Raw genomic sequence first — 24,045 nt, 5'->3', positions numbered from 1 at the left:
GGTCGACGGCCCGGCGCGTGACGTCGGGCTGGGTCGCGGGCCAAGGGCTGCGAGACGCCTCGGGGGGACGAAGGATGGATCAGCGCGGTTGAGCGGGCTGGACGGCTCCGGTGACGTCGTGGAGCTACGGGTGCACGGAGTCTCCGGCGCGAGCGCCGCACAGGTGCTGGACCTGCAACAGACCGGGCAGGTAGCCGGTGACCGCAGTGGCGGGTTCTACCGGCCGCGCCCGCGGTACCCGGACAGCGCCGGAGTGCACGGGGTGACGCTTGAGGCGTACCGCTGGGGTGACCTGCCCTCCGGGACCGTGGCCCGCACCCTGGCGGTGGTCTTCCTGCTCCCGTTCATGCTGGTGAACGTCGCGATCTGGATGCGCCCGGCGAACCCACGTTCCGAAGCGACGGTCAAGTCCCTGTGCCGGGTGCTGGCACTCACGCTCACCGTGTTGTACGTGCTCGCCATCGCCGGGGTCGCCCTGGACCTCGTCGGTTGGAAGTGCCTGGCCTCGCCGGACTGCCTGGCGGGACGCAGTTGGTTGTCCTGGTTGGGTGGACGCCCGGTCGGACTGCGGCTGGCGGTGCTCGCGCTGGTCCCGGCCGCCGCTGTCGGTCTGATCTGGCGCGTCAGCTGCCGTCCGGGGCGGACCTTCGAGGCGTTCCGGGCACCCGATCAGGGCACCTCCGCGTCTCGGCTCGGCACGGTCGGCCAGTGGGACGCCGAGCCACTGGTGGGCCGGTTGCGCGCCATCCACGTCGCGGCGGCCTTCGCGACGCTGGACCTCGTCCTGCTTCTGGCGCGGGGCGCCAGTAACGCCTCGCCGGCCACGATCGCGCTGACGGCGATCACGGGGGTGATCCTGACGGGCTGCGTGGGGCTGCTCTGCACACCGCCGCTGATGGACAGGGCCCCCGGCGACCAGCGGCTCGACCGGGTCACCCGCGCCCTCCGGACCGCCGCCATCGTCCTGACCGTGGTCGTCGTGGCACACGTGCCGACCAGCTCGCAGCCGTGGCCGCAGGAGCACGGGCTCCCCGGCTACGACCCGACCCTGGCCGGTCTGTTCGTGGCGCAGACGACGCTGTTGGTCGCCCTGGGCGTGGTGCTGCTCTGGCACCGGCGCCGGGAACACGGCGCCACCCCGCTGTTCGGGCTGGGCGCTCTCGTTGTCGCCGCCACCGGGATCAGCATGGCGGTGGCGTACTCCGCCGAACTGGTCTACCGGGTGGCGGACTTCCTGGACCGCGGCGTGTCCACCGGAGCGGGCATCGCCTCCGGCCCACCCCGCGCCTACACCTGGGCGATCTACGGCTTCTTCCGCGCGGTGCTTTTCACCGCGATCGTCGCCGGCCTCGTCATCCTGGTCTCCCGTCGCAGTCGACGGCGGGCCGCCGCGGCGATCGTCGCGCGCGACTTCCCGAACCCGCCGGCCGAGGCAGGGCCCCGACTGCGGCAGGTCCGAGACGCGATAGCCCGGGCTCGCTTCACCGAGAAGCTGGTGCCGTTGGCCGTGCTCTACGGTTGCCTCGCCGGACTCGGCACGGCCACCACCACCATCGGCCTGCTGGGGCAGGTCCCGGGCGACGTCATCGAGCGGAACATCGGATTCCCGGCGGGCGTGATCACGTTCGTCATCGCGTTCGGTAGCTGGGTGATCGCGGCGATCATCCTCGGTCTGATCATCGGCGGCATCTTCGCGTACCGGACCGAGCCGTACCGCCGGCACATCGGTGTCCTCTGGGACCTCGGCACCTTCTGGCCCCGGGCCGCCCACCCGTTCGCACCGCCCTGTTACTCCGAGCGGGCGGTGCCGGAGTTGGCCCGCCGGATCACCTACCTGGTCGAGCGCGGCGACACGGTGCTGCTCACCGGGCACAGCCACGGCTCGGTTCTGCTCGCCGCCACGGTGCTCCAACTGCCGCCGCAGGTCGGCGACCGGGTCGCCCTGCTCACCCACGGATCCCCGCTGCGCCGCCTCTACGCACGGCTCTTCCCCGCGTACGTCGACGACGCGGCACTGCACGAGATCGGCCGGCGGGTGGGGTGGCGCTGGGTGAACCTGTGGCGCGACACCGACCCCATCGGTGGCTGGATCTTCTCGCCGCGTCCCGCACCCGCGCCGGCCACCACCGGTGACCCGGCCGCCGCGGTGGATCGTCGACAACGTGACCCCAGTGACGTGGTGACACCCGCCGGGGACAGTGTCGCCCCACCCATCCACGGGCACTGGCCGGGCGAGTCCGACGAGCCGTTCACCGAGGCGGTACGGGAGTTGGTGCAGCGCCTCGGTGGGCGGGCCGGTCCGTTCGGGACGCCGAGGTAGCGGGCCGGTGGGCTCAATGTCCCCGGCCGGCCCGGGCACGCCAGTCGTCCAGGGCGGTGCCGGCGAGGCGGGCACCGTCGGCCGGGACGAGCGAGCGTTCGCCCAGCTTGGCACCGAAGTAGCGGGCGTCGGGGTCGGCCACCACCGAACGAGGGTCCTGTTGGTCGGCGAGGAGGGACCGGCCCAGTTCGTCGAGGCGGAACTGCTCCGGGCCGGCGACCTCGACCACGGAGTTCGTCGGCGCGGCCAGCGCGACCTCGGCGACCGCGGCCGCGACGTCGTCCGCGGCCATCGGCTGAATGAGCACCGGCGCGAGGTGCACGGTGTCGCCGTCCGTGGCGGTGTCGATGATGCCCTGGAGGAACTCGAAGAACTGGGTGGCGTGCACCACCGAGTACGGGAGTCCGGACGCGACGATGAGCTTCTCCTGGGCGACCTTCGCGCGCATGTACCCGCTGTCCGGGATCCGGTCGCACCCCACGATGGAGAGCGCCACATAGTGGTTCACCCCGGCGTCCGACGCGGCGGCGAGGAGCGTCCGGGTCGAGGTCTCGAAGAACTCCAGTACGGCGGCGTCCTCGAAGGACGGCGAGTTCGACACGTCGACGACGACCTCGGCGTTGGTGAGCGCATCGGCCACTCCCTCGCCGGTCAGGGTGTTCACGCCGGTCTTCGGCGATGCCGGCACCGCCTCGTGGCCCTGGGCGCCGAGGCGGTCCACGAGCTTGGAACCGATGAGGCCGCTGCCCCCGATGACGACGATCTTCATGGTCGCACCACGTCCTGTCTGCACTGGGTTGAATCGTGCTGCCAACCAGTAAGACGGAAAGCGTGCGCGGATGCAGGACAATCGCCAGAGAACAGTTCGACGGAGATCAGGAGGTCGACGTGGCCACGGTGTCCCACCCGGTGTTCGCCCGGGTCTACGAGCGGCTCAGCGTCGCCATGGACCGCGCCGGCACTGCGGCGTTCCGGCGGGACCTGGTCGCCGGCCTCTCCGGCCGGGTGATCGAGATCGGCGCGGGCAACGGGCGGATGTTCGCCCACTACCCGCCGGGGGTGACAGAGGTCCTCGCTGTCGAACCGGAACGGCGTCTGCGTGCCGCTGCCGAGCGCGCCGCGTCGACCGCACCGGTTGCGGTCACTGTCGTCGACGGTCTGGCCGAGGCGGTGCCCGCCGGGGACGGCGAGTTCGACGCGGCGGTGGTGGCGTTGGTGTTGTGCACCGTGCCCGATCAGGCGAGCGCGTTGGCCGAGATCAGCCGGGTGCTGCGCCCCGGAGGCCAGGTGCGGTTCTTCGAGCACGTGGCCGCCGAGGAGGCCACCGGTCTGCATCGCGCCCAACGACTCCTCGACGCCACACTGTGGCCGAAGCTGTTCGCCGGTTGCCACACCAATCGCGACACCGTCGCCGCCATCGTGGCGGCCGGCTTCGAGGTGCAGGAGCTGCGCAGGTTCCGTTTCCCGGCCACCAGCAACAGCCCCTCCTCTCCCTGCGTCCTCGGCCGCGCGGTCAGGCCGCTCCCAACGGGCCGGCGGTAGACCGAGGTTCGGCTCGACCGCTTGGCCGCACCCGCCCGCCTGTGGCGGAAGCGGCAAACAAGAACGCGAAGGTTAGTCCAATTCAGATAGATTCACTTCGGCTATTGTCCCAACTTGCCCTCATTAGAACACCTGCCGTGATGTGGTGGTCAACGCGCTTATCGGCGCCATACAGGCCGTATCACGCAGGACGCCGCTCGCTCGGACGTCTCCTGCGAGTAGTACCCACGGAGGGTGTTCTGTGACAGCTAAACCCAAAAATTGGCTACGGCGGCGAGTTGTCCTGCCGTCGCTCGCGGCTGGCGCAGCCGCCACAGTGGCAGCCAGCCTGCTGCTCTTCAGCTCGACCGCCGCAAACGCGCAGGAAGCACCGGTCAACCTGGGGACGGCGGCCGACTTCTCCGTCCTGGCCGGAGCGGAGCCCACAAACACCGGCCCCAGCTTCCTGGCCCAGAGCCTCGGGCGGTTCCCCGGAAACACCCAGTCCGGATTCGAAACGGCAACCATCGGCGGCGAGGTACACCTCGGTGACGCGGTCGCACTACAGGCCCAGAGCGATTTGACCATCGCCTTCAACGACGCCGCCGGCCGGACCCCGTTCACCATCCTGCCGGCCGAGCTGGGTGGCAACACGCTCAACGAAGGGGTCTATCGGATCGGAGCCGCCCAACTGACCGGACCGTTGACGCTCAACGGCCAGGGCGACCCGTCGGCCGTGTTCATTTTCCAGGTCGACTCCTCGCTGACGACGGCGTCGAACAGCAGTGTCGTCCTGATCAACGGGGCTTCGGCCTGCAACGTGTTCTGGAAGATCGGCAGCTCGGCGACGATCGGCACCGGCACCACGTTCGTGGGCACCATCATGGCTCAGGCCGCGATCACGATGGCCACGGGCGCGACCCTCCAGGGCCGAGCGCTGGCGCGTACCGCCGCCGTCACCCTCGACACCAACGTCATCACCGCGCCGAACTGCGCCGGGCCGACGGGCCCGCCCGGACCGACCGGCCCACCCGGGCCTACCGGTCCGCCCGGCCCGTCCGGTCCGCCCGGGAGCCCCGGCGCACCCGGCAGCCCCGGCGCACCCGGCAGCCCCGGAGCGCCCGGCAGCCCCGGAGCGCCCGGTAGTCCGGGAGCGCCTGGCGCACCCGGCAGCCCCGGAGCACCCGGAGCACCCGGTAGCCCCGGCGCACCTGGTCCGTCCGGACCTCCCGGAGCACCCGGAGCACCTGGCAGCCCCGGTGCACCTGGCAGCCCTGGCGCACCCGGTCAACCTGGTGGGGGCGGCAAGCAACCCATCCTGCCGGTCACCGGCGGCGGTGCGGTCCCGGCCATGACCGGCGTCGGAAGTGTGCTGGTCGTGCTGGGCGCGGTCGCGTTCTTCCTGGCCCGGCGTCGACGCCTGGAGTCCTGATCGGCGGCCCGGCCGGTGTGATCCCCGGCCGGGCCACGTCACGTCGTCGGCCCGCTCCCCATCGGGAGCGGGCCGACGACGCGTTCGCCACGGACGAGCCCCCAACTCGCGCATGGCGTCGTCCTCGCGCTCGTGCGAGAGGTAGAAGCAGGATCCGTGGCCGGGAGTCGCCGAGGCGCACCACGTAGGTCCGCGGGCCCTCACCGGCGGGGCAGCCCGGCCAGCCAGACGTCCAGCTCCGCCGGGGAGCGCAGTAACACCACGGGCGGCGCGGACGGGTCGGCCTGCCAGTCCCGCATCCGCCGTCGGGCCCGGCCGAACGCGGTGACGTGCCACACCAGGATCGAGTCCGGGGACAGCACACTGCTCAGCGACTCGCGGTTGCCGTTGCAGATCACCTCGCCGGTGACCACCCGGCGGACGGTGCGGCGGAGCAACCGCCCGAACGAACGCCATCGTGGATAGTCCAGGCCGACGACCAGGTCGGCGCGCGCCATCGGGACGTCGCGCCAGCCGTGGTACGCCCCGTCGATGATCCAGCGGTCCCGTCGGCAGATCTCCTGGATCCGGCTGCGTTGCTGGGTGACCGGCACCTCGACCCAGCCCGGTTGCCAGAGCAGATCGTCCACCGGATACCAGGGCAGTCCGAGGTGTTCGGCCAACCGCGCCGCGAGAGTGGACTTGCCGGAGCCGTACACCCCGTAGACCAGGATGCGACGCGGTGCGCTCATCGCGGCAGCGTACGTCGTGAAGGAAAATCAGTTGTCGTGCCTGGCGCGCCTCGGCCAGAGTGACGTCCATGACGTACTGACGGACTCCACCCCCTGCTCCGCGCCACCGGTGATGCCTCCCGGGGGCCGTGACGCCGTCCGCTTTCACGTTCGCAGCCAGAGATGAGCCTCCTTGTCCCAGCACCACCTCCCTCGGGAGCCCCTGCCCCCGTCCGCCCCGGCCACCGTCACGGTGTTCGCCTCTCCCGCGAGCTGGATCGAGTCCGACGCGCTCGCACAGTGCCAACAGGTCGCCGCCCTGGACGGCATGCGGCACGTCGCCGCGATGCCGGACCTGCATCCCGGCAAGGGCGCGCCCATCGGCGCGGCCATGGCGTCGACAGTGCTGTACCCGTTCCTGGTGGGCTCCGACATCGGCTGCGGCATCGCCGTGTTTCCGATCAAGCTCAAGCGGGCCGTACCGGAACGGCTCGCCGCCCGGTTCCCCGACCTCGACCAGGCGCTCGACCCGGTGCGCGACGCCGACGACCCCGCCTGGGCCGTCGTCGACGGTGACGTTCCGGCCGGTCACCTGGACGGCCTCGGGACGGTGGGCCGGGGCAACCACTTCGTGGAGCTGGCCCGCGTCGACACCGTCTTCGACGTACGGCACGCGGGCCGGCTCGGGCTCGACGCGGGCGATCTCGTGCTGATCGTGCACAGCGGTTCCCGTGGTCTGGGCGAGCGGATCCTGCGGACGCACACCGAGGTCCACGGCGCCGGGCCGGCGCCCGACCCCGCCGCCTACCTGGGCATGCACGACGACGCAGTGCGCTGGGGTTCGCTCAACCGCCGGGTGTTGGCCGCCCGGGTGGCGCACGCGTTGGGGACCGAGCCCACCGCGCCGATCGTCGATCAGTGCCACAACCTGGTCGAGGTCCGGGACGGGATCTACCTGCACCGCAAGGGAGCGGCGCCGGGTGACGGGCGCGATGTCCTGATCGCCGGCACCCGGGGAACGGCGTCCTACCTGGTGGCCGCGCACGCCGGGCCGGCGGCCAACCATTCGGTGGCCCACGGCGCTGGGCGCAAGATGTCGCGCGCCGACGCCCTGCGGCGGGGCCGGGCCAAGCACACGGTCGAGGAGCTACGCCGTACCCCGGTGGGTTCGCTGGTGGTGTGCGGTGACCGGCAGCTGCTCTTCGAGGAGGCGCCCACGGCGTACAAGCGCATCGAGCAGGTGATCGCCGACCTGGTCGAGCACCGGCTGGCCACACCGGTGGTCAGCACGACGCCAGTGGTCACCTACAAGACACCCGACCTCGGGTCCGCCGCACGCTCGGAGCGGCGGGGCCACCGCGGCCGGCGAGGCCGCTCGTGACCACGTTCCTGCTGATGTCGGCCGGGCGTGGGCCACAGGAGTGCGCCTGGGCACTGAGTCACCTGCTGCGCCGGCTGCGCGACGAGGGCGTCCGCCGAGGTCTGACGATCCAGCAGGTCGAGGCGATTCCCGGTGACCGCGCCGGCACCTACCGGTCGGTCCTGATCCGGATCTCCGGCGTCGACGCCGAGGCGTTCGCGGCCTCGTGGACCGGGACGCTGTGCTGGCAGGCCCCGAGCCCGTACCGGTCGGGCGCCGGCCGGAAGAACTGGTACGTCACCGCCCAGCCGCCCGAACGCGACGCTCCGCCGACGACGTTTCGCGAGGCGGACGTCGACATCGTCGCCTGCCGCACCGGCGGGCCGGGTGGTCAGCACCGGAACAAGGCCAGCACGGCGGTACGCGCAACACACCGCCCCTCGGGCCTGGTGGTCGTGGTGGACGAGGAGCGGCAGTTCAGCCTCAACCGCCGGATCGCCCTGGACCTGCTGCGCCAACGCATCGAGCAGGGCGACGAGGCGGCGCGGCGTGCCGTCACCACCGCCCGGTGGCGCATCCACGACGAGCTGGTCCGCGGCGATCCGGTGCGGGTGGAACGTCCGACGCCCCGGCGACCGCGAGCCTAGCGACTCAGACCTCCAGCACCGCTTCCGCGAATGCCTGCGGCGCCTCCTGCGGCAGGTTGTGCCCGACACCGCCCCCGACGGTCCGGTGCTCGTACGGCCCGGCGAACTGCTTGCCGTAGACGGTGGGCTCCAGGTGCGGCGCACCGTTGGCATCGCCCTCCAGCGAGATGCTGGGCACCGTGATCTTCGGCTTCGCGGCCAGGCGCTCCTCGATCTCCGCGTACTGCGGCTCGCCGTCGGCGAGGGCCAGCCGCCAGCGGTAGTTGTGGATGACGATGTCGACGTGATCGGGGTTGTCGAACGACGCCGCGCTGCGATCGAACGTCGCGTCGTCGAACGTCCATCTGGGCGACGCGGTGTGCCAGATCAGCTTGGCGAAGTCGCGCCGGTTCTTGTCGTACCCTGCCCGGCCGCGCTCGGTGGCGAAGTAGTACTGGTACCACCACGCGAACTCCGCCTTCGGCGGCAGCGGGACCGTGCCCGACTTCTGCCCGTCGATCAGGTAGCCGCTCACCGAGACCAGACCCCGGCAGCGTTCGGGCCACAGCGCGGCGACGACGTCGGCGGTCCGCGCGCCCCAGTCGAACCCGGCGAGCTTCGCGGAGTCGATGTTCAGCGCGTCCATCAGGGCGATGAGGTCGAGCCCCATGGCCGCCGGTTCACCGTTTCGCATGGTGTCGTCGGAGAGGAAGCGGGTCGTGCCGTAGCCCCGCAGGTACGGAACGACGACCCGCTGACCGGCGGCGGTGAGCAGCGGTACGACGTCGGCGAAGCTGTGGATGTCGTAGGGCCACCCGTGCAGGAGGATCACCACGTCCCCGTCGGGCGGCCCAGCGTCGACGTATCCGACGTTCAGGACTCCGGCCTCGACCTGTCGCAGGTCAGTGAACCCGCCAGTGGCCCTTGCCATCGACCTCTCCCCGCGTCCGGACCTGCTCGGATGTGCTGATCACGCCCGAATCTAACGACCTGCCCGGAGCCTGAGCGCCGTTCACACAAGGACCGCTCGACGGATGCCGAACTGGGTAGGATGACCGCTCCGGTGAGCCGAGTGGCGGCGGAAGGCGGTCGGATGGCACAGACCGAGGAGCGCCCCCGGGTCGCGCTGGCCCCGTTCTCGCGCTACGGCATGGTCAACTTCGCTCGATCCAACAGCCCGGCGGGGCAACAGCTCTACCTCGCCGCAAGCGTCGGAAACGATCCGACCAGTTGGGTCGCCGTCAACGACGGGCAGGCGGTGCTCCGGTCCCGCAGGGGCATGCACGCCCTCCGCGACCCGTCCATCGTCCGCTCCCCGGAGGGGGACAGGTTCTACCTCGTCGCCACCGATCTGAACGTCGATGGCCGGGCGTACGGGTGGCGGGGCTGGGACTGGGCGCAGAGCGGCGCGAGCCGGCACATCGAGGTGTGGGAGTCCACCGACCTGCGGACCTGGTCCGAGCAGCGACACGTGCTTGTCGCCCCGGAGGAGGCAGGCATGGCGTTCGCCCCGGAGGCCATCTGGGACGAGTCGATCGACGCCTACGTCGTCTACTGGACCTCGTCGATGTACGCCCCCGGCACGTACTACACACCGGATCGCACCGACCCGCGTGGCCGCTTCCCGCTCACCCGGAACCAGATCCTCTACAGCACCACGCGGGATTTCGTGACGTTCACCCCGGCGCAGGTGATGTGCGGCCGGCCCCACCACGGGGCGCTGGACGCGGTGATCATCCGGGACGACACGGACGGGTCCTACCACCGCTTCGTCTGCGACCGCACGGCCACCGGCGTCGGGGTCACACCGTACGTCCCGTCGTGCGGATCGCAGGACATCTACCAGGAGCGGTCGACCGCCATCCTCGCTGCGCCCGACGACTGGGAACTGGTGGCGAGCTGCATCACCCACCGGACGATGAACACCACCTACGCCGAAGCGCCGATGGTGGTCAAGGCGAACCCCGGTGACGTACGCGGACCGGGCTACTACCTCTGGGCCGACCAGATCTGGGCCGGGTCGCCCTCCGGTAAGCACCTGGAGGAGCAGCTGCACCCGTACTGGAGCGCGGACCTCGCGTCGGGCGACTGGACGCCCATCGACTGGAGGCGGAAGCCCGCATACGACCTGGCGGACGGCGTGCTGCGCCACGGGAGCGTCTTCGCCCTCACCCAGGCGGAGCATGCCGCGATGCGGGGTGCCGACCCGACGAGCGTCGCGGTGCGGACGCCGCCGACCAGGACCACGTACGCCGTCGGCGAGCCCCTCGACCACACGGGTCTCGTGGTCACGGCCGACTACACCGACGGGGTGCGGGACGAGGTGCTGGCGCACGGCCGCGGCGGGTACACGGTCTCGGGGTACGACCCCGGCACCGCGGGTGCGCAGACAGTCATCGTGTCCTACTCGCTGGTCGGTGTGACGAGGACCGCCTCGTTCCCGGTGCAGGTCGTGGGGCCGTAGCCGGATGACCGTAGGGTGATGGCATGGCTGAGCGACCTCTGACCCTGATGGCGGTGCACGCCCACCCCGACGACGAGGCGACGAGCACCGGCGGCGTCCTTGCCCGCTATGCCGCCGAGGGGGTCACCACAGTGCTGGTGACCTGCACCGACGGGCGATGTGGGGACGGCCCGGGTGGGGTCAAGCCGGGCGAGGAGGGGCACGACCCGGCAGCCGTGGTGGCGATGCGCCAGGCCGAGCTGGAGGCCAGCTGCGCCACGCTGAACGTCACCCACCTGGAGACGCTCGGCTACGCCGACTCCGGGATGATGGGCTGGCCCACCAACGACCTGCCCGGCGCGTTCTGGACGACGCCGGTGTCGGAGGCGGCGGCCCGGCTCGCCGAGCTGATTCGGCGGTACCAGCCGGACGTGATCGTCACGTACGACGAGAACGGTTTCTACGGCCACCCGGACCACATCCAGGCCCATCGGATCACCATGGCCGCCGTCGAGCAGACGGACGTCCCGGCGAAGGTCTACTGGACCACGGTGCCGCGTACGGCGTTCGCGGAGTTCGGCCGGATCATGAAGGAGCTCGGCGTCGAGTGGGCCGAGCCGGACGCGGCGTCGGAGCCGGGGCCGCAGCTCGGCCTGCCCGACGACGAGATCACCACCTGGATCGACACGAGCAAGTACGGCGCGCAGAAGTTCGACGCGCTGGCCACGCACGCCAGTCAGACCGAGAACATCTTCTTCCTGCAACTGGGCCAGGAGCGGTTCACCGAGCTGATGGGCGTGGAGACCTTCGTGCGGGTCCGGGACCGGACGGGCGCGCCGACCCCCGAGGACGACCTCTTCGCCGGTCTGCGCTGACCACTCTTCCCTAGCGCCACCAGGCATCGTCGGCCACCGGGTCGACGATGCCTGCGGCGTGCGCCGCGATGACCTCACCACGCGAACCGGTCGCCGGTCGCCGAAAGTTTCGACCGCCAGCCACTCAGCGCTGGGCAGGTCATGTGACGAATTTCCGGAAGTTTTCAGCGTTGACGCCCAGACATAGATCGGCTTAACGTTTCGAGCAAGTTTCCGGTTTCCGGCCGGAACTACCGGCGTCACCAAGCCAGCTCGCATCTCCACCCGACCAATACCGGACCCTCACCTCCTAGATCGACGTCTATCTATTGATCGTCTGGAAGGGAAGGCACATGAAGTTGAGACAGTGGTCGACCGTCGGCCTGGTCGCCGTCGCGACCATCGCCACGCTGAACACGGTGCCGGCGACCGCGAGTCGACCGTACGACCCGACGACGCAGAGCCTCGGCACCCTCGGCCTGCGCCACGGCCTGCACGTCGGCACCGCGGTCGACATGGACGCCCTCAACGACGCCAGCGACCCGCAGTACCGCAAGCTGGCCTCCTCCGAGTTCGCCTCGGTCACGGCCGAGAACGTGATGAAGTGGGAGAGCCTGGAGCCGACCCGCGGCGTCTACAACTGGGCGCCGGCCGATCAGTTCGTCGACTTCGCCAAGCGCAACCGGCAGAGCGTGCGCGGCCACGTGCTGGTCTGGCACAACCAGCTGCCTGCCTGGCTGACCAGCGGCGTCGCCGACGGCTCCATCAGCAAGCAGGAGTTGCGCGAGCTGCTGCGCAACCACATCACCACAGTCGTCAACCGCTACAAGGGCAAGATCTGGCAGTGGGACGTGGTCAACGAGGCGGTCAGCGACCCGTGGGACACCCCGTCGACCCTGCACTACAAGGGCTTCTGGGCGCAGAACCTCGGGCCCGGCTACATCGCCGACGCGTTCCGTTGGGCACGGGCCGCCGACCCCAAGGCCCTGCTGTTCTACAACGACTACAACATCGAGGCGTTCGGCTCGGGCAACCCGGCGGACGACAAGACCCAGTTCGTGTACGACATGACCAAGAGCCTGCGCGCCCAGGGCGTCCCGATCGACGGTGTCGGCTCCCAGGGGCACCTGGGCACCCAGTACGGCAACTTCGACACCCTCCAGGTGACCGCCGCGTTGAAGAAGTTCAGCGGGCTCGGCGTCGCTACCGCGTTCACCGAGGTCGACGTCCGCAGCCAGCTGACGGAGGGCGTCCAGGCCGGCAACTCGGAGGAGATCAACCCCCGGCTACAGGCGTCGGCCGCGAACTTCAGCGTGCTGATGAAGGCGTGCCTCGCCGTGCGGAGCTGCCTGTCGTACACCGTCTGGGGTTTCAGTGACAACCATTCGTGGGTGCCCGGCTGGTTCGACGACCCGCCGGAGGGCCTGGCCACCATCTACGACGAGAACTACCAGCCCAAGCGGGCGTACCAGGAGTTGAAGTCCGATCTGATCTTCGCAGGGCCGCCGTACGTCCTGCCCCGCATCGCACCCAAACCCCGCCGCTGACGCCCCGGGCCGTGTGGAGCTTCCCGAAGCTCCACACGGCCCGGGTGCCGCCACGGACGTCGACGTTCGACTCACGTTCGGTGGTTCCGTTGCGCCATCCGGACGCCATCGGAGGTCTGGTGCCGGATCTGCCGGTTTATTGATGGTGTTGGTGTCACTATGGCAGGCGTGGGAACTGCGAAAACTGCCATGCCTGCGATCTCGCCGCTCACCGGCGATCCCATCAAGCGGGCCGATGCCGAGCGGCTAGCGGGGGTGCTGAAGGCCTTCGCCGATCCGGCACGACTTCGGTTGCTCAGCCTGATCCAGTCCGCGCCGGAAGGTGAGGCGTCAGTGAGTGACCTCACCGCGGCGCTCAACCTCTCCCAGCCGACGGTGAGTCATCACCTTCGGATCCTCACCGAGGCCGGCCTACTCGAACGCGACAAGCGCGGGGTCTGGGCGTACTACCGCCTGGTGCCCGCCGCGATCGCGCAGATCGCCGACCTGTTGACGCCGCCCCGGAAGCGGGCGACGAAGAGGGCCCGCTGACCGGGCCGGAGGGCCGAATCGTCACATCCGCTCCACAGTGCGGATGCCCAGCAGGTGCAGCCCCTGCCGCAGGGTCCGGGCGGTCAGCTCGGCCAGCAGCAGCCGGCTCTCCCGCAGCTCGTCCGTGGCACGCAACACCGGGCAGCGCTCGTAGAACGCGTTGAACGCGGTCGCGAGTCGGTGCAGGTAGCCGGCGAGCTGATGAAACTCGAGACTCTGCTCCAGCTCGCCAACCACAGCGGCGAAGCCGAGCAGCTCGACCGCGAGCGCCCGCTCCGCCGGCTGCGCCACCACGATGGGCGCGTCCGGCCGCACGACGGTCCCGGCCCGTCGCAGCACCGACCGGATCCGGGCGTACGCGTACTGGAGGTAGGGCGCGGTGTTGCCGTCCAGCGCCAACATCCGCTCCCAGTCCAGAACGTAGTCAGTGGTCCGGTCGACGGACAGGTCGGCGTACTTGATGGCACCGATGCCCACCGCGCGGCCGATCTCGTCGGCGGTCCCGGCGTCCAGATCCGGGTTCCTGCTCCGGGCCAGGTCGGTGGCACGGGCGACCGCCTCCTCCAACAGCCCCACCAGCTTCACCGACTCACCGGCCCGGCTGCGCAGCATCCGCCCGTCGGCGCCGAGGATGGACCCGAAGCCCAGGTGCTCGGCCCGTGCCGGCGGGCAGAGCCAGCCGGCCGCCTCGGCGACGGCGAACACCATGGCGAAGTGCTGCCGCTGCGGTAGGCCGACGACGTACAGCAGCCGGGTGGCGCCCAGCTCGCCGACGCGCTGCCGCAACGCGGCCAGGTCGGTGGCCGGATAGCCGTACCCACCGTCGCTCTTGCGCACGATCAGCGGCAACGGCTCGTCGTCCCGTCCGGTGAACCCCTGCGGAAAGACGCACTCGGCCCCACCGCTGGGCAGCAGCAGCCCCAGCCGGTCCAGGTCGTCGACGACGCCCGCGAGCCTGTCGTTGTAGGCACTCTCGCCCCGAAAGTCGGCAGCGGTCAACGTCACGTCGAGCAGGTCGTACACGGTCAGGAAGTACCGCTCGGACTGCGTCACCAGCAGCCGCCACAACCGGCGGGTCCGCTCGTCACCGCCCTGCAACGCGACCACCCGCAGCCGCGACCGTTCCTGGAACGCCTCGTCGGCGTCGAACTTCACCCGGGCCGCCCGGTAGAACGTGTCCAGGTCCCCCATCGACAGGTTCTGCGCGGCTTCGGCCTCGCCGAGGTCGATCAGATGCTCGATCAGCATGCCGAACGGTGTCCCCCAGTCACCCAGGTGGTTGACCCGCACCACCCGGTGCCCGAGCCAGTCCAGCAGCCGCGCCACAGCATCACCGATGACAGTGGAGCGGAGGTGCCCGACGTGCATCTCCTTCGCCACGTTGGGTGCCGAGTAGTCGACCACCACGGTCTGCGGCGTCACCGTCGGCGGCACACCGAGCCGGGCGTCACCGGCCAGCCCGCCGACCAGGTCGGCCAGGGCCCGGTCGGCAACCGTCAGATTGAGGAAACCCGGCCCGGAGACCTCCGCCGACACCCCGACGTCGTCGAGCACCGCGTGCGCCAGCACCGCCGCCGCGATGTCGCGCGGCGGGCGGCCGAGCCGCCGGGCCAGCGCCAGCGCCGCGTCGGACTGGAAGTCCGCACGCGGGGACCGCCGCACCAGCGGGTCGACCGGGCCGCCGGCCACCGCCGCGAACGCCGGCGCCAGCCGGTCGGACAACAACTTTTCAAGATCCATGAGTACGCCGATCTCGCTCGGACCCGCGCTGTCACGCGAGCCGTTGACGGGGAGACACGGACGGACCGAGGACGACCAGCGAACGACCGGCGGCTCGATCCGCCGGTCGCAGGAAACAGGTCAGCGCGGGCGGGCGACGGATCGCCGGCGTCGCCCCGCACCGACCCGGACGTCACACGACAGTCCGGTGCACTGAGCGATCACGCTGGTCATGCGGGGCAGCTTAGCGGCCCGGCCGACGCGACGACACCTCGATTCCGGTGGTCCGGTCGGTGCCCGGGGCGTGGTCGTTTCGTTGGACACCGGGCAGGGAACTGCCTCGGGACGGACGAGGGGTGATGATGAGCCGATACATACCACTGCCGATGGCCCGTACGCGACGCGCGCTCGCGCTGCTCGGCACCGTCGCACTGGCTGCTGCCTGCACCACCACCGAGGATCCGCCCGGCTCGGCCCCGGCGACCACCGCACCGGCCACCGCGTCGGCGTCAGCACCCTCGACAGAACCACCATCGCCGAGCGCGAGCACCCCGGTGACCATCCCGACCTCCGCCTTCGTCGAGTTGCCCGCCGAGCTGCGGAAGTCTCCGCGACGGACGACGCCCGTCGAGGAGGCCCTGCCGAAGCTGTGCGGCAACGAGTTCGGTACCGGCGGCCGGCAGGTAACCGCGAGCGCCGCGATGACCGTCACCTACCAGAAGGCCGGCGAGCCCTCCAGCAACGTGCCGCAGGGGATGATCCACCAGACCATCTTCACCTTCGGCGGCGACGGCGCCTCGGGTTACCTGAGCCGTCTCCGCACGGCCGTGCAGGCGTGCCCCTCGTACGACCAGTCCGGAAACCGCGTCACCGTCAAGAGTCAGGCACTGCCCGGGGTCGGCGACGAGGCGTTGCTGCTGACCCGGACCTGGCCCGAGACGAGCCTGAACGGCGAACGCACCGGCGACACCGCGTCCAGCCAGATCGCGGTGGCCCGTGTCGACAGCGCGGTGACGGTCTTCGACGACCAGGGGTGGGAGGGCACCAGCGGCAACCCCGCCATCCTGGACCGGGTCGTCCGCCACGGCGTACGCGTCATCGACGCCTGGCAGCGGTAACCCCAGGTCGCCGTTACAACGGCTTCCACCGACCGGTCCTGTTCTCCGTCAGATCATGGACACCTGGACCCGGGCCGCGCTCGCGCCCGGAGACTAGAGGATCTCGGTCCACAGTGAAGTTGACGACCTGGACGTGGCGGCTGATGAAGGTTTCTCCCCCGGGCAGCGGCGAGCACCGCGACGGTCCACCGCATGCCGGCGAGCTGTTCACCGACCGGGAGACCGAGTCCCAGGCGTTCAAGTCGACAGTGACCCGTTTTCGCCAGCTGCTCGACAGTGACGACGAGGTCGGGGTCGCCCGCCACAACGTGCTGACCTTCTACGGCCTGGGTGGCATCGGCAAGACCGCTCTCTCCGAACGGTTGGAGGCCTGGGTCCGTCACGACCTTCCGCTTGTCAACGGCTGGGGGCCGCCTCCGGCCACCAACGTCGACACGACGGCCCGCATCGACCTGCACGGCTCTGCCGGTCGCATGGACCTTCCGGCCGCACTGCTCGCTTTGCGGGCCGGAGCGGCCGGCATCCGTCGCCGTTGGCCGGTCTTCGACCTGGCGTTCACGGCCTACTGGTCGGCCCTACGTCCCGGTGAGCCGCTGCCGCGCTTCCGGGGGCGGGACGAGCTGGAGAACTCGGTGGCGGAGACGGTGGGCGAGGTACTCAAGGACCTCGGCTCGCTGGCGGACCTTGCCGGTGGCACGGCCGCCTCGCTCGGGGTGCGTGGTGTCCGGAAGGTGGTCGGCGAACTCCGGCGCCGACGTGATCTGCGGCTCGCCGTCGACGGGTTCCCGGGCTTCGAGGATTTCCTGCTCCGTTGCGCCGACGAGCCGAGCCCCACCGAGCCTCGACCGGCCCTGGCCTGCGAGCTCGCCGCGGCTCTGTCGTGGGAGCTGGCCCAGATCGTTCCGTCGCCCCTGGTGGCGGTGTTCGTCGACACGACCGAGCGGCTCGCCCTGGACCCGCGACGGGTCTCGGAGGGACACCTCAACCGGCTGATCCACTGCATGCCGAACGTGTTGTTCGTACTGACCGGGCGCGATCTGCTGGACTGGTACGACGACAGCCGCGTCGACCTTCCGCACCGCGGGTGGTGGACCTGGCCAGGGCTCGTGCCGGGCACCTCGGACAATCCCCGGCAGCATCTCGTGGGCAACCTCTCCCCCTCGGACACCCGGGCGCTGATCCTGCGCGGACGGACCCAACTCGACCTGCCGATGAGCGACGAGGTTGTCGAGGACCTGGTCCGATCGTCGGCGGGGCTGCCGCAGTATCTGGAACTGGCCCGGCAGGTCGCCATCTCGATCAAGGATGCCGGGGTCGGACGCCAGGTGAAGACCCAGGACGTCACGGGTTCCCTCGGTTCGCTGGTGATGCGCATCCTCGACGACGTTCCGGCCGACGAGCAACGGGCCATCCGGGCCGCGTGCCTGTTCCGGGTCTTCGACACGCATCTGATGGCGGCCGCGGCGGACGTCGACCACGGGTGCGCCGAGCGGGCCGTTCGGCGTCCGATGATCGACCACCACCACGGCGACCGCTTCCCGTACCGGATACACGACGCCGTCCGGGAGGCGATTCGCCGGTCCGACCACCAGATCTCCGGCGGCTGGGCCGAGCGCGACTGGGAGCTGGCTGCCGTCCGGGCCGCCGCGGCGGTCCGACGTCTGCATGACGATGCCAAGGATCGTGAGGACAATCGCGAGGTCCTGGACCTGATCGGTGTCGCCGTCGTGCTGGTGTGCGAGCAGAGCACGACGCTGGAGCCAGCTCCGAGCGAGAACTACGCGGACTGGTTGTCACGTGCGATCGTGTTCAGTCCTTCGGTGCAGGGCCTGCGGTCCCGGGTGCCGGCGGCGAGCCGCACCGAGTACGGTCGCCTGGTCCTGAACTTCATCGCGGCCAAGTCCATCGAGACGCCCGTGGACGAGCGGCTCGGTCTGCTCCGCGAGATCTTCGACTCTGATCACCCGCTCTGGACCGCCGCGGGCCGGCATCTGGGCTACACCCTGCGGCTGCGCCAGCGTTGGGACGAGGCGCTCGCCGTCTTCGACGAGCTGGTCGCACGTAAGCCCGCGCCACTGCACCTGGGGCAGCGTCCACAGGTCCTGAGCCTGGCGCGGCGTTTCACAGACGCCGACCAGGCCGCGCAGGGGCTCCCGGTGCAGAGCTTCATCACGAGGCTGGCGGAGTACGCCCATGGTCGGCCGGAGCGCTACTTCGCCGAGGTCCCCGACAAGATGGCAAAGCTTCGCGGCGCCGGCCGCCAGCGGGAGTATCTGGAAGAGGTCGGCACACTGCTGATGCGACGGGCGTTCTTCCGCGGCGATGTGAGCGTCGACGAGTTGCGCGACTTCGCCGAGCAGGCCGACCTGTCCGGCCACCTGGTAGCGACCCGCTCGGCGCTGCTGACCACGGTCCTGCTGGGGCGCTCGGCCCCGACGGACATCGTGCTGGCCATCGACCGGCTACGAACCCTGGACGAGGCGTCGATGGGCGATATCGGGTACCGCTACGGACTTGCCGAATCCTGCACCTCACTGATCGTCGGCGACCGCGACCGCCTGGAGCGACTACGAGACGAGCTCAGCCGGCTGCCGTCGCGAACCCGTTCGATGATCCCGGTCGAGTGCTTCCTGGAATCGGTTGGCTTACCACTGCCCGCCCAGCCAACCCAGTGGCTCGAGCCCGCCGAGGTCGTCACCCGCCGCTGGGCCGATCACTTCGCGGCGTACGCCGCACGTCACAGGTGATGCAAACCCATCATCGCTCGTCGCTACGGGAGGTTCGCCATGTCGGACGGTCAGGGAACGAAGGCACCGTGGCTTCCGCCGCGGTGGTTCATCCGGCTGGCCTGGTCGGTGCATCGGGGCTTGTACCGGGTCACCGGCAGCCGGGTCGGGCTGTGGCGACCCCGCGAGCACCGGTGGGGCACGCTGCTGCTGACCACGACCGGTCGCCGCACCGGTGAGCAGCGCAGCGTCATCATCGCGTACTTCGGGGATGGTCAAAACCTGGTTGGCGTGGCGATGAACGGCTGGGGTGAGGGCGCCCCCGCCTGGTGGCTCAACCTCCAGGCGCACCCGGACGCGTCGGTCGATCTGGCCGACGGGCGGCGGCTGGTCCGCGGCCGGGCCGCCACCGACGACGAGCGGTCGCGGCTGTGGCCCCGCTGGCGCGAGGCCGACAAGAACTTCGACGCCCACGCCGCGCGGCGATCGTCGGAGACCACAGTGGTGGTGCTGGAGCCCAGATCGGGTGGCGGCTCCCCCACGCCATGAGGCGCTGCCAGGTCGGAAGACAACTGCGGCGGTACGACGTTCCGCGCGCGTACATCCCGGGTGGTAGGCCCATCGGCAACTCCGGCATGACGACTCACCAGCGGTTTGCTTCCTAGGCTGCCACGCGTACCCGTCACGCGACCGAGGGGATCCACAATGTCTGTCCGTCACCTGCTCGCCGCCGCCGTAGCCGCCCCGCTCGCAGGGATCGAGCTAGCCGCACCGGCAGCCGCGCACGTCTCGGCCCAGCCGACCGCTGCCACCGCTCTCTCCATGAGTTCAGGGCGTCTCGGCGCCAGTGCGGCCGTCCTGTTGGGGCTGGTCGGCACCGTCATCGGAGGACTTGCCCTGGCCCGCCCCGCCGGCCGGCTCGGTACCGGCTCGGGAAGCCTCGGAGCCGTCCTGGCCCTGGCGATGGGGCTGATCGGCATGGTGCTCGGCGGGCTGGTGGTGGCCACCTCCGACAGTGGCATCGGCACGGGCAACGGGCGAGGCGGGGCCTACGTGGCGATGATTGTCGGACTGGCCGGCGTGGTGCTCGGCGGGCTGGCCCTGCTTCGCGCGCGCCGCACCGGCCGCCTGGCGGGCTGACCCTGAGGGGTTCCGGCGTGGAATCGGAATCGGCCTGGCTGATCTCGTACCGCCCATGATCGTTTCGGCCGACCAGCCGACGGTGGTGCTCAGGAGCGAGCGAGCCAACCAGGCACGGTCAGACCGGACTCGTAGGCGAGGATCACCAACTGGGCTCGGTCCCGGGCCTGGGCCTTGGTCATGATCCGGCTGACATGTGTCTTGGCGGTCGCCGGGCTCAGCACCAACCGCGCCGCGATCTCGTCGTTGGAGAGGCCGGCGGCGACCAGCGTCAGCACTTCACGCTCCCGCTCGGTGAGCACGCTCAGTCGCGGCCCGGGGTCGGGATGCTTGGCCCGGGCCGCGAACTCGGCGATCAACCGCCGGGTGATCGACGGCGCGATCAGCGCGTCACCCCGGGCCACCACCCGCACTCCGTGGATCAACTCCGCTGGCTCGGTGTCCTTGACCAGGAAGCCGCTGGCACCGGCCCGCAGCGCGCCGTAGACGTAATCGTCCAGGTCGAACGTGGTCAGGATGATGACGCGAGCATCGGAGTTCGCGACGATCTCACCAGTGGCGGCCAGGCCGTCGAGCCCGGGCATCCGGATGTCCATGAGGACGACATCGGGTCGCAGTTGCCGGGCCAATCGCACCGCCTCGAATCCGTCGGCAGCCTCGCCGACCACCTCGAGACCGTCCTCACCGTCGAGAATGGACCGGAAGCCGGCGCGTACGAGGGTCTGGTCGTCGACGAGAAGCAGCCGGATCACATCTGCTCCCCCACCGGCGCCGGGTCGGGTCGCATCGGCAGACGGGCGCTGACTCGGAAGCCCCCGTCCGGCTGCGCACCAGTGGTCAACGAACCGCCGAGTGCCCGTGCCCGCTCCCGCATTCCGAGAATCCCGCTGCCCGGCGAATCCGGCTGGCCGGTGCCGTCGTCCTCGACCTCCACGAGCACGTCGTCGTGATCGGGCCGGACCCGGACCACAGCGGTGGTGGCACGCGCGTGACGCGCCACGTTGGTGAGCGCCTCCTGGACGATCCGATACACCGCCAGATCGACCTCCGGCGGTAGCGACCGTGTCTCGGCCAGCTCGGTGCGGATCTTCAACTCCGGCCCGGCGGCCGTCCTGATCAGATCACCGAGGCGGTTCAGACCGGGTGCGGGCACGACCGTCGGGGCCTGCCGCAGTGCGCCCAGGGTCGCGCGCAACTCACTCAACGTCTCCTTGCTGGTCTGTTTGATCGCGGTGAGGGCCTGCTCGGACCGGACCGGGTCGGGTCGGTGCAACGCGGCGCTGGCCTGCACGTTGATCAACGACAGGTGGTGGCCGAGCACGTCGTGCAACTCCCGGGCAATGCGCAGCCGCTCCTCGGTGGCCCGTCGCCGGGCCTCCTCCTCCATCCGCTGCTCGGCGACGACCGCTCGGGCCTGCGCCTCGGCGAGGTAGGCGCGGCGGTTGCGGGTCACGCCGACGATGACCGCGACGAGCCAACCGGCGTGCAGCAGCGTCGCCCCGTTCATGGTGTTCGGGGACCGGTTGTAGCTGTCCGCCACGGCGAAGGCGATCACCGAGGCGAGACCGAGCCCGATGGCGACCGCGAGATATCCCTCGTCGACGACGGTGTAGAGCGCCACGACGAACACCAACATGATCGGGCCGGGCCGGTGCAGCAACGCTCCGTACGCGCCGATGGCAACCAGCGCCACGACGCCCACCGGCACCGGGTGGCGGCGGCGGACGTACAGCGCACCGGTGGAGAGCAGCACCGTCAGCAGCGCCGCCCATTCGGCGGCGGTGTCGATGCCGCGCGACTGCACCACCAGGCCCGTGACGGCGACCAGACCCACGGCGGGCACCAGTGCCACGTCCGCCGTCCGGCCCCGCCACCCTGACATGGGCCGAAGCCTAGCCTCCCGCGATCCAGCGGCAGAAGGTCCGACTGGACGGTTCAGGTGTGCCGGTGGCCCTCGGCCAGGTTCGCGTCGTAGCCGGCGGCCTGGAGGGCGAACAGTTCGGCGTACCGGCCGCCGGTGGCGACGAGGTCGGCGTGTGTGCCGGCCTCGACGAGCCGGCCGTGGTGCAGGACGAAAATCCGGTCGGCGTGCCGGACGTTGGCGAGCCGGTGCGTGATGAGGATCGTGGTGGCACTACCTCTCCGGTCCCGGATGGTCTGGAACAGGGCGTCCTCGGCGCGGGGGTCGAGCGCGGAGGACGGCTCATCCATGATCAGCAGTTCGGCGTCGCGCAGGAAGCCGCGAGCCGCAGTGATGCGCTGCCACTGCCCACCGGAGAGGTCCTGGCCTCGCGCGAAGGTCCGGTCGAGCAGCGTCTCGTACCCGTGCGGAAGTTCGTTGATCATGTCGTGGGCGACGGCGCGGCCGGCGGCGGCCTCGATGCGATCCTGCCGGGCCTCGCTGTCGACGTCGCCGATGGCGATGTTCGTAGCCGCGGTGAACGGCCACTTGTGGTATTCCTGCGTCACCACCGCGATCCGGGCACGCAGCCCGTCGACGTTCCAGTCCGACAACGGGCGGCCGTTCCACTCGATACTGCCCTCGCTGGGGGCGCGAAGACCGGCGATCATCGCGGCGAGGGTCGTCTTGCCCGAGCCGTTCTCCCCGACGAACGCGACGGTCTGCCCGGCGGTGATCGTCAACGTCACGCCGTCGACGGCGGAGTCGTCCCGATCGGGGTAGCGCAGGCTCACCTCGTTGACTGTCAACTCCCGCAGCCGCTCAGGATCGGCCGCGGCAATAGGCCCGGTGCTGGTCGGCAGGTAGGCGTCGGCGCGGGTCATGAACCCGGTGTAGTCGCCGAAGTGCTGCCCCTCGGTGTAGACGTGGTCGACCTGAAACGTGGCGATGGCCAGGGACCGCTGCGCGGACTGCACCGCGATGACGCAGGTCGCCGCGGCGGCGAGCGGGATCTGCCCGTCGAGGAGCAGCAAGCCGAGCAGGGCGTAGACGGTGCCGGTCGCGAGACCGCCGACGACGGCTCCGACAGTGGTGGTCGTGGTGACCCGCCGGGCGAGGGCGAGCTGGATGTCGGTCTCCACCTGCATCACCCGGTCGTACTGGTCGAGCAGGAACCGGCGCAGCCCGTAGGAGCGCAACTCCGGGGCCGAGGCACGTTCGGCCATCAACTTGTGCAACAGCCACAGTCGACGTCGACGCACCGATCCCGCGGTGTAGGTCTGGTAGCGCAGATGCCCGGCCCGCAATGACGCCCACGCGTTGGGCACGGTGGCGACCAGCAGCGCCAGCAGCAGCAGCGGATGAATGATGACGACGGCGGCCGCCACGGCGAGCAGCCCGGCCAGCCCGGCGAGCAGGTTCATCGACGCCTGCACCAGCCCGATCGTCGACTCGGTGCCGCGCGAGGCGCGTTCCATGTCATCGGCGAACGCGTCGGCGTCGAACGCCTCCAACCGGACCGCTGTGGACACCTCGAACAGGCCCCGCTCCACCTCACGGCTCACCCGGGGCGTCAACCCGTTCTGCGCGTACCCGGTGGCGATGCCCATCCCGGCGCGGAGCGCGACCGTCGCCGCCAGCACGGCCAACGCGGGCAGGGCCGCCCGTACCTTGTCCGCGGTCGGTCCGCCGGCGAACAGTTCCACCAACACCCGCTGCGTGGCCAAGAGGCCGAAGGCGGCCATCACCCCCGCGCCGACAGTGGCCGCGGCCACCACACCGGTACGGATCCGGTCCGCGCGCCAGCTGATACCGATGGCTGTCCAGACGAGCCTGGGCAGCTCCGCGAAGACGGCGAAGACGCCGGCCTCCGCGCGCGCCCGGACTCCCGTCTCCCACCACATTTCCCGCAGCTCCGGCAGCACCGACTCCGTGCGCGCAGAGCCGGGTTGGCCCGGTCGAACGCGGCGGGCCTCTGCGGTGGCGGTCTCGAACATGTCGTACCTCCCGGGGCGGCAGCCGTCGCCGTCTCAGCCAGGGCCGGCGGATTGGCGGGTTCCTGGAGGATTGGACCACCCGGGCATAGCCCTTAGCAATT

Annotated in this window: 20 protein-coding genes; 13 read left to right on the top strand and 7 right to left on the bottom strand. The window is 70.6% G+C overall.

The features are described 5' to 3' along the window. The first annotated feature begins 88 nt into the window (after positions 1 to 88). Positions 89 to 2,320 (top strand): hypothetical protein, encoded by a 2,232-nt coding sequence (locus FB453_RS16105; RefSeq protein WP_145791152.1) that lies wholly within the window; start codon positions 89 to 91, stop codon positions 2,318 to 2,320. 13 nt (positions 2,321 to 2,333) lie between these two features. Here the strand turns inward: FB453_RS16105 and FB453_RS16100 are convergent, their stop codons facing one another. Beyond that, complete coding sequence (locus FB453_RS16100) at positions 2,334 to 3,089, bottom strand: SDR family oxidoreductase (RefSeq protein ID WP_145791150.1); 756 nt, start codon at positions 3,087 to 3,089, stop codon at positions 2,334 to 2,336. Positions 3,090 to 3,208: 119 nt separating this feature from the next. Here FB453_RS16100 and FB453_RS16095 point away from each other — a divergent pair, with 119 nt between their 5' ends. Then, a complete protein-coding gene (locus FB453_RS16095) occupies positions 3,209 to 3,862 on the top strand; it encodes a class I SAM-dependent methyltransferase (RefSeq protein ID WP_486480295.1) in 654 nt (217 codons plus the stop codon). A 316-nt stretch (positions 3,863 to 4,178) separates the two neighbouring features. Then, entirely contained in the window at positions 4,179 to 5,273 is a 1,095-nt protein-coding gene (locus FB453_RS16090; protein ID WP_486480294.1) for an ice-binding family protein, read from the top strand. 200 nt (positions 5,274 to 5,473) lie between these two features. On the opposite strand, the gene FB453_RS16085 is transcribed toward FB453_RS16090, so the two are convergent. Next, positions 5,474 to 6,004, bottom strand: coding sequence for a GTPase domain-containing protein (locus FB453_RS16085; protein WP_145791145.1), 531 nt, complete (start codon positions 6,002 to 6,004; stop codon positions 5,474 to 5,476). Between the two features lie 172 nt (positions 6,005 to 6,176). On the opposite strand from FB453_RS16085, the gene FB453_RS16080 reads away from it, so the two are divergent. Together FB453_RS16080 and prfH are read left to right on the top strand one after the other, a co-directional pair. Further along, positions 6,177 to 7,364 carry an RNA ligase RtcB family protein gene (locus FB453_RS16080; protein ID WP_145791143.1) on the top strand — a complete coding sequence of 396 codons (1,188 nt, stop codon included), beginning with the start codon at positions 6,177 to 6,179 and terminating at the stop codon, positions 7,362 to 7,364. After that, entirely contained in the window at positions 7,361 to 7,990 is a 630-nt protein-coding gene (prfH, locus tag FB453_RS16075) for a peptide chain release factor H (protein WP_186718320.1), read from the top strand. The genes FB453_RS16080 and prfH overlap by 4 nt, the downstream gene beginning before the upstream one ends. A gap of 4 nt (positions 7,991 to 7,994) precedes the next feature. Here the strand turns inward: prfH and FB453_RS16070 are convergent, their stop codons facing one another. Next, the gene (locus FB453_RS16070) at positions 7,995 to 8,900 is read right to left on the bottom strand and encodes an alpha/beta fold hydrolase (RefSeq protein ID WP_145791141.1); all 906 of its coding nucleotides are present in this window, start codon (positions 8,898 to 8,900) and stop codon (positions 7,995 to 7,997) included. A gap of 162 nt (positions 8,901 to 9,062) precedes the next feature. Between FB453_RS16070 and FB453_RS16065 the strand changes: the two genes are divergently transcribed. The 4 genes from FB453_RS16065 (at position 9,063) to FB453_RS16050 (ending at position 13,344) form a co-directional block, all read left to right on the top strand. Continuing rightward, positions 9,063 to 10,433 (top strand): bacterial Ig-like domain-containing protein, encoded by a 1,371-nt coding sequence (locus FB453_RS16065; RefSeq protein ID WP_186718319.1) that lies wholly within the window; start codon positions 9,063 to 9,065, stop codon positions 10,431 to 10,433. 23 nt (positions 10,434 to 10,456) lie between these two features. Continuing rightward, positions 10,457 to 11,287: a PIG-L family deacetylase gene (locus FB453_RS16060; RefSeq protein ID WP_145791137.1), complete on the top strand. Its 831-nt coding sequence runs from the start codon at positions 10,457 to 10,459 to the stop codon at positions 11,285 to 11,287. Between the two features lie 332 nt (positions 11,288 to 11,619). Next, entirely contained in the window at positions 11,620 to 12,813 is a 1,194-nt protein-coding gene (locus tag FB453_RS16055) for a glycoside hydrolase family 10 protein (RefSeq protein ID WP_145791135.1), read from the top strand. 189 nt (positions 12,814 to 13,002) lie between these two features. Then, positions 13,003 to 13,344 (top strand): ArsR/SmtB family transcription factor, encoded by a 342-nt coding sequence (locus tag FB453_RS16050; RefSeq protein ID WP_112585316.1) that lies wholly within the window; start codon positions 13,003 to 13,005, stop codon positions 13,342 to 13,344. A 21-nt stretch (positions 13,345 to 13,365) separates the two neighbouring features. On the opposite strand, the gene argS is transcribed toward FB453_RS16050, so the two are convergent. After that, on the bottom strand, positions 13,366 to 15,084 hold the full coding sequence (gene argS / locus FB453_RS16045; protein ID WP_145791134.1) for an arginine--tRNA ligase: 1,719 nt from the start codon (positions 15,082 to 15,084) through the stop codon (positions 13,366 to 13,368). Between the two features lie 341 nt (positions 15,085 to 15,425). On the opposite strand from argS, the gene FB453_RS16040 reads away from it, so the two are divergent. The 4 genes from FB453_RS16040 (at position 15,426) to FB453_RS16025 (ending at position 20,047) form a co-directional block, all read left to right on the top strand. Further along, complete coding sequence (locus FB453_RS16040) at positions 15,426 to 16,181, top strand: hypothetical protein (protein WP_145791131.1); 756 nt, start codon at positions 15,426 to 15,428, stop codon at positions 16,179 to 16,181. 143 nt (positions 16,182 to 16,324) lie between these two features. After that, the gene (locus tag FB453_RS16035; protein ID WP_186718318.1) at positions 16,325 to 18,928 is read left to right on the top strand and encodes a hypothetical protein; all 2,604 of its coding nucleotides are present in this window, start codon (positions 16,325 to 16,327) and stop codon (positions 18,926 to 18,928) included. A gap of 39 nt (positions 18,929 to 18,967) precedes the next feature. Further along, the gene (locus tag FB453_RS16030) at positions 18,968 to 19,456 is read left to right on the top strand and encodes a nitroreductase/quinone reductase family protein (RefSeq protein WP_145791127.1); all 489 of its coding nucleotides are present in this window, start codon (positions 18,968 to 18,970) and stop codon (positions 19,454 to 19,456) included. Between the two features lie 156 nt (positions 19,457 to 19,612). Next, entirely contained in the window at positions 19,613 to 20,047 is a 435-nt protein-coding gene (locus tag FB453_RS16025) for a DUF6223 family protein (RefSeq protein ID WP_145791125.1), read from the top strand. An 89-nt stretch (positions 20,048 to 20,136) separates the two neighbouring features. Here FB453_RS16025 and FB453_RS16020 read toward each other — a convergent pair whose 3' ends face one another. Genes FB453_RS16020 through FB453_RS16010 form a run of 3 tightly spaced genes read right to left on the bottom strand, consistent with a single transcriptional unit; the run spans position 20,137 to position 23,851 of the window. After that, on the bottom strand, positions 20,137 to 20,799 hold the full coding sequence (locus FB453_RS16020) for a response regulator transcription factor (RefSeq protein ID WP_145791123.1): 663 nt from the start codon (positions 20,797 to 20,799) through the stop codon (positions 20,137 to 20,139). Next, complete coding sequence (locus FB453_RS16015; RefSeq protein WP_145791121.1) at positions 20,796 to 21,929, bottom strand: sensor histidine kinase; 1,134 nt, start codon at positions 21,927 to 21,929, stop codon at positions 20,796 to 20,798. The genes FB453_RS16020 and FB453_RS16015 overlap by 4 nt, the downstream gene beginning before the upstream one ends. Positions 21,930 to 21,982: 53 nt before the next feature. Further along, on the bottom strand, positions 21,983 to 23,851 hold the full coding sequence (locus FB453_RS16010; protein ID WP_145791631.1) for an ATP-binding cassette domain-containing protein: 1,869 nt from the start codon (positions 23,849 to 23,851) through the stop codon (positions 21,983 to 21,985). Between the last annotated feature and the right edge of the window lie 194 nt (positions 23,852 to 24,045).

This window comes from Micromonospora sp. CNZ322 (assembly GCF_007827755.1).
This window is presented reverse-complemented; position numbering and strand designations above follow the sequence as displayed.

What these genes read in the sequence shown, in the direction of transcription:
- FB453_RS16100 (WP_145791150.1), bottom strand. Translation starts at nt 3,089, where the DNA reads ATGAAGATCGTCGTCATCGGGGGCAGCGGCCTCATCGGTTCCAAGCTC.
- FB453_RS16085 (WP_145791145.1), bottom strand. Translation starts at nt 6,004, where the DNA reads ATGAGCGCACCGCGTCGCATCCTGGTCTACGGGGTGTACGGCTCCGGC.
- FB453_RS16070 (WP_145791141.1), bottom strand. Translation starts at nt 8,900, where the DNA reads ATGGCAAGGGCCACTGGCGGGTTCACTGACCTGCGACAGGTCGAGGCC.
- FB453_RS16065 (WP_186718319.1), top strand. Translation starts at nt 9,063, where the DNA reads ATGGCACAGACCGAGGAGCGCCCCCGGGTCGCGCTGGCCCCGTTCTCG.
- FB453_RS16060 (WP_145791137.1), top strand. Translation starts at nt 10,457, where the DNA reads ATGGCTGAGCGACCTCTGACCCTGATGGCGGTGCACGCCCACCCCGAC.
- FB453_RS16055 (WP_145791135.1), top strand. Translation starts at nt 11,620, where the DNA reads ATGAAGTTGAGACAGTGGTCGACCGTCGGCCTGGTCGCCGTCGCGACC.
- FB453_RS16050 (WP_112585316.1), top strand. Translation starts at nt 13,003, where the DNA reads ATGCCTGCGATCTCGCCGCTCACCGGCGATCCCATCAAGCGGGCCGAT.
- argS (WP_145791134.1), bottom strand. Translation starts at nt 15,084, where the DNA reads ATGGATCTTGAAAAGTTGTTGTCCGACCGGCTGGCGCCGGCGTTCGCG.
- FB453_RS16040 (WP_145791131.1), top strand. Translation starts at nt 15,426, where the DNA reads ATGAGCCGATACATACCACTGCCGATGGCCCGTACGCGACGCGCGCTC.
- FB453_RS16035 (WP_186718318.1), top strand. Translation starts at nt 16,325, where the DNA reads ATGAAGGTTTCTCCCCCGGGCAGCGGCGAGCACCGCGACGGTCCACCG.
- FB453_RS16030 (WP_145791127.1), top strand. Translation starts at nt 18,968, where the DNA reads ATGTCGGACGGTCAGGGAACGAAGGCACCGTGGCTTCCGCCGCGGTGG.
- FB453_RS16025 (WP_145791125.1), top strand. Translation starts at nt 19,613, where the DNA reads ATGTCTGTCCGTCACCTGCTCGCCGCCGCCGTAGCCGCCCCGCTCGCA.
- FB453_RS16015 (WP_145791121.1), bottom strand. Translation starts at nt 21,929, where the DNA reads ATGTCAGGGTGGCGGGGCCGGACGGCGGACGTGGCACTGGTGCCCGCC.
- FB453_RS16010 (WP_145791631.1), bottom strand. Translation starts at nt 23,851, where the DNA reads ATGTGGTGGGAGACGGGAGTCCGGGCGCGCGCGGAGGCCGGCGTCTTC.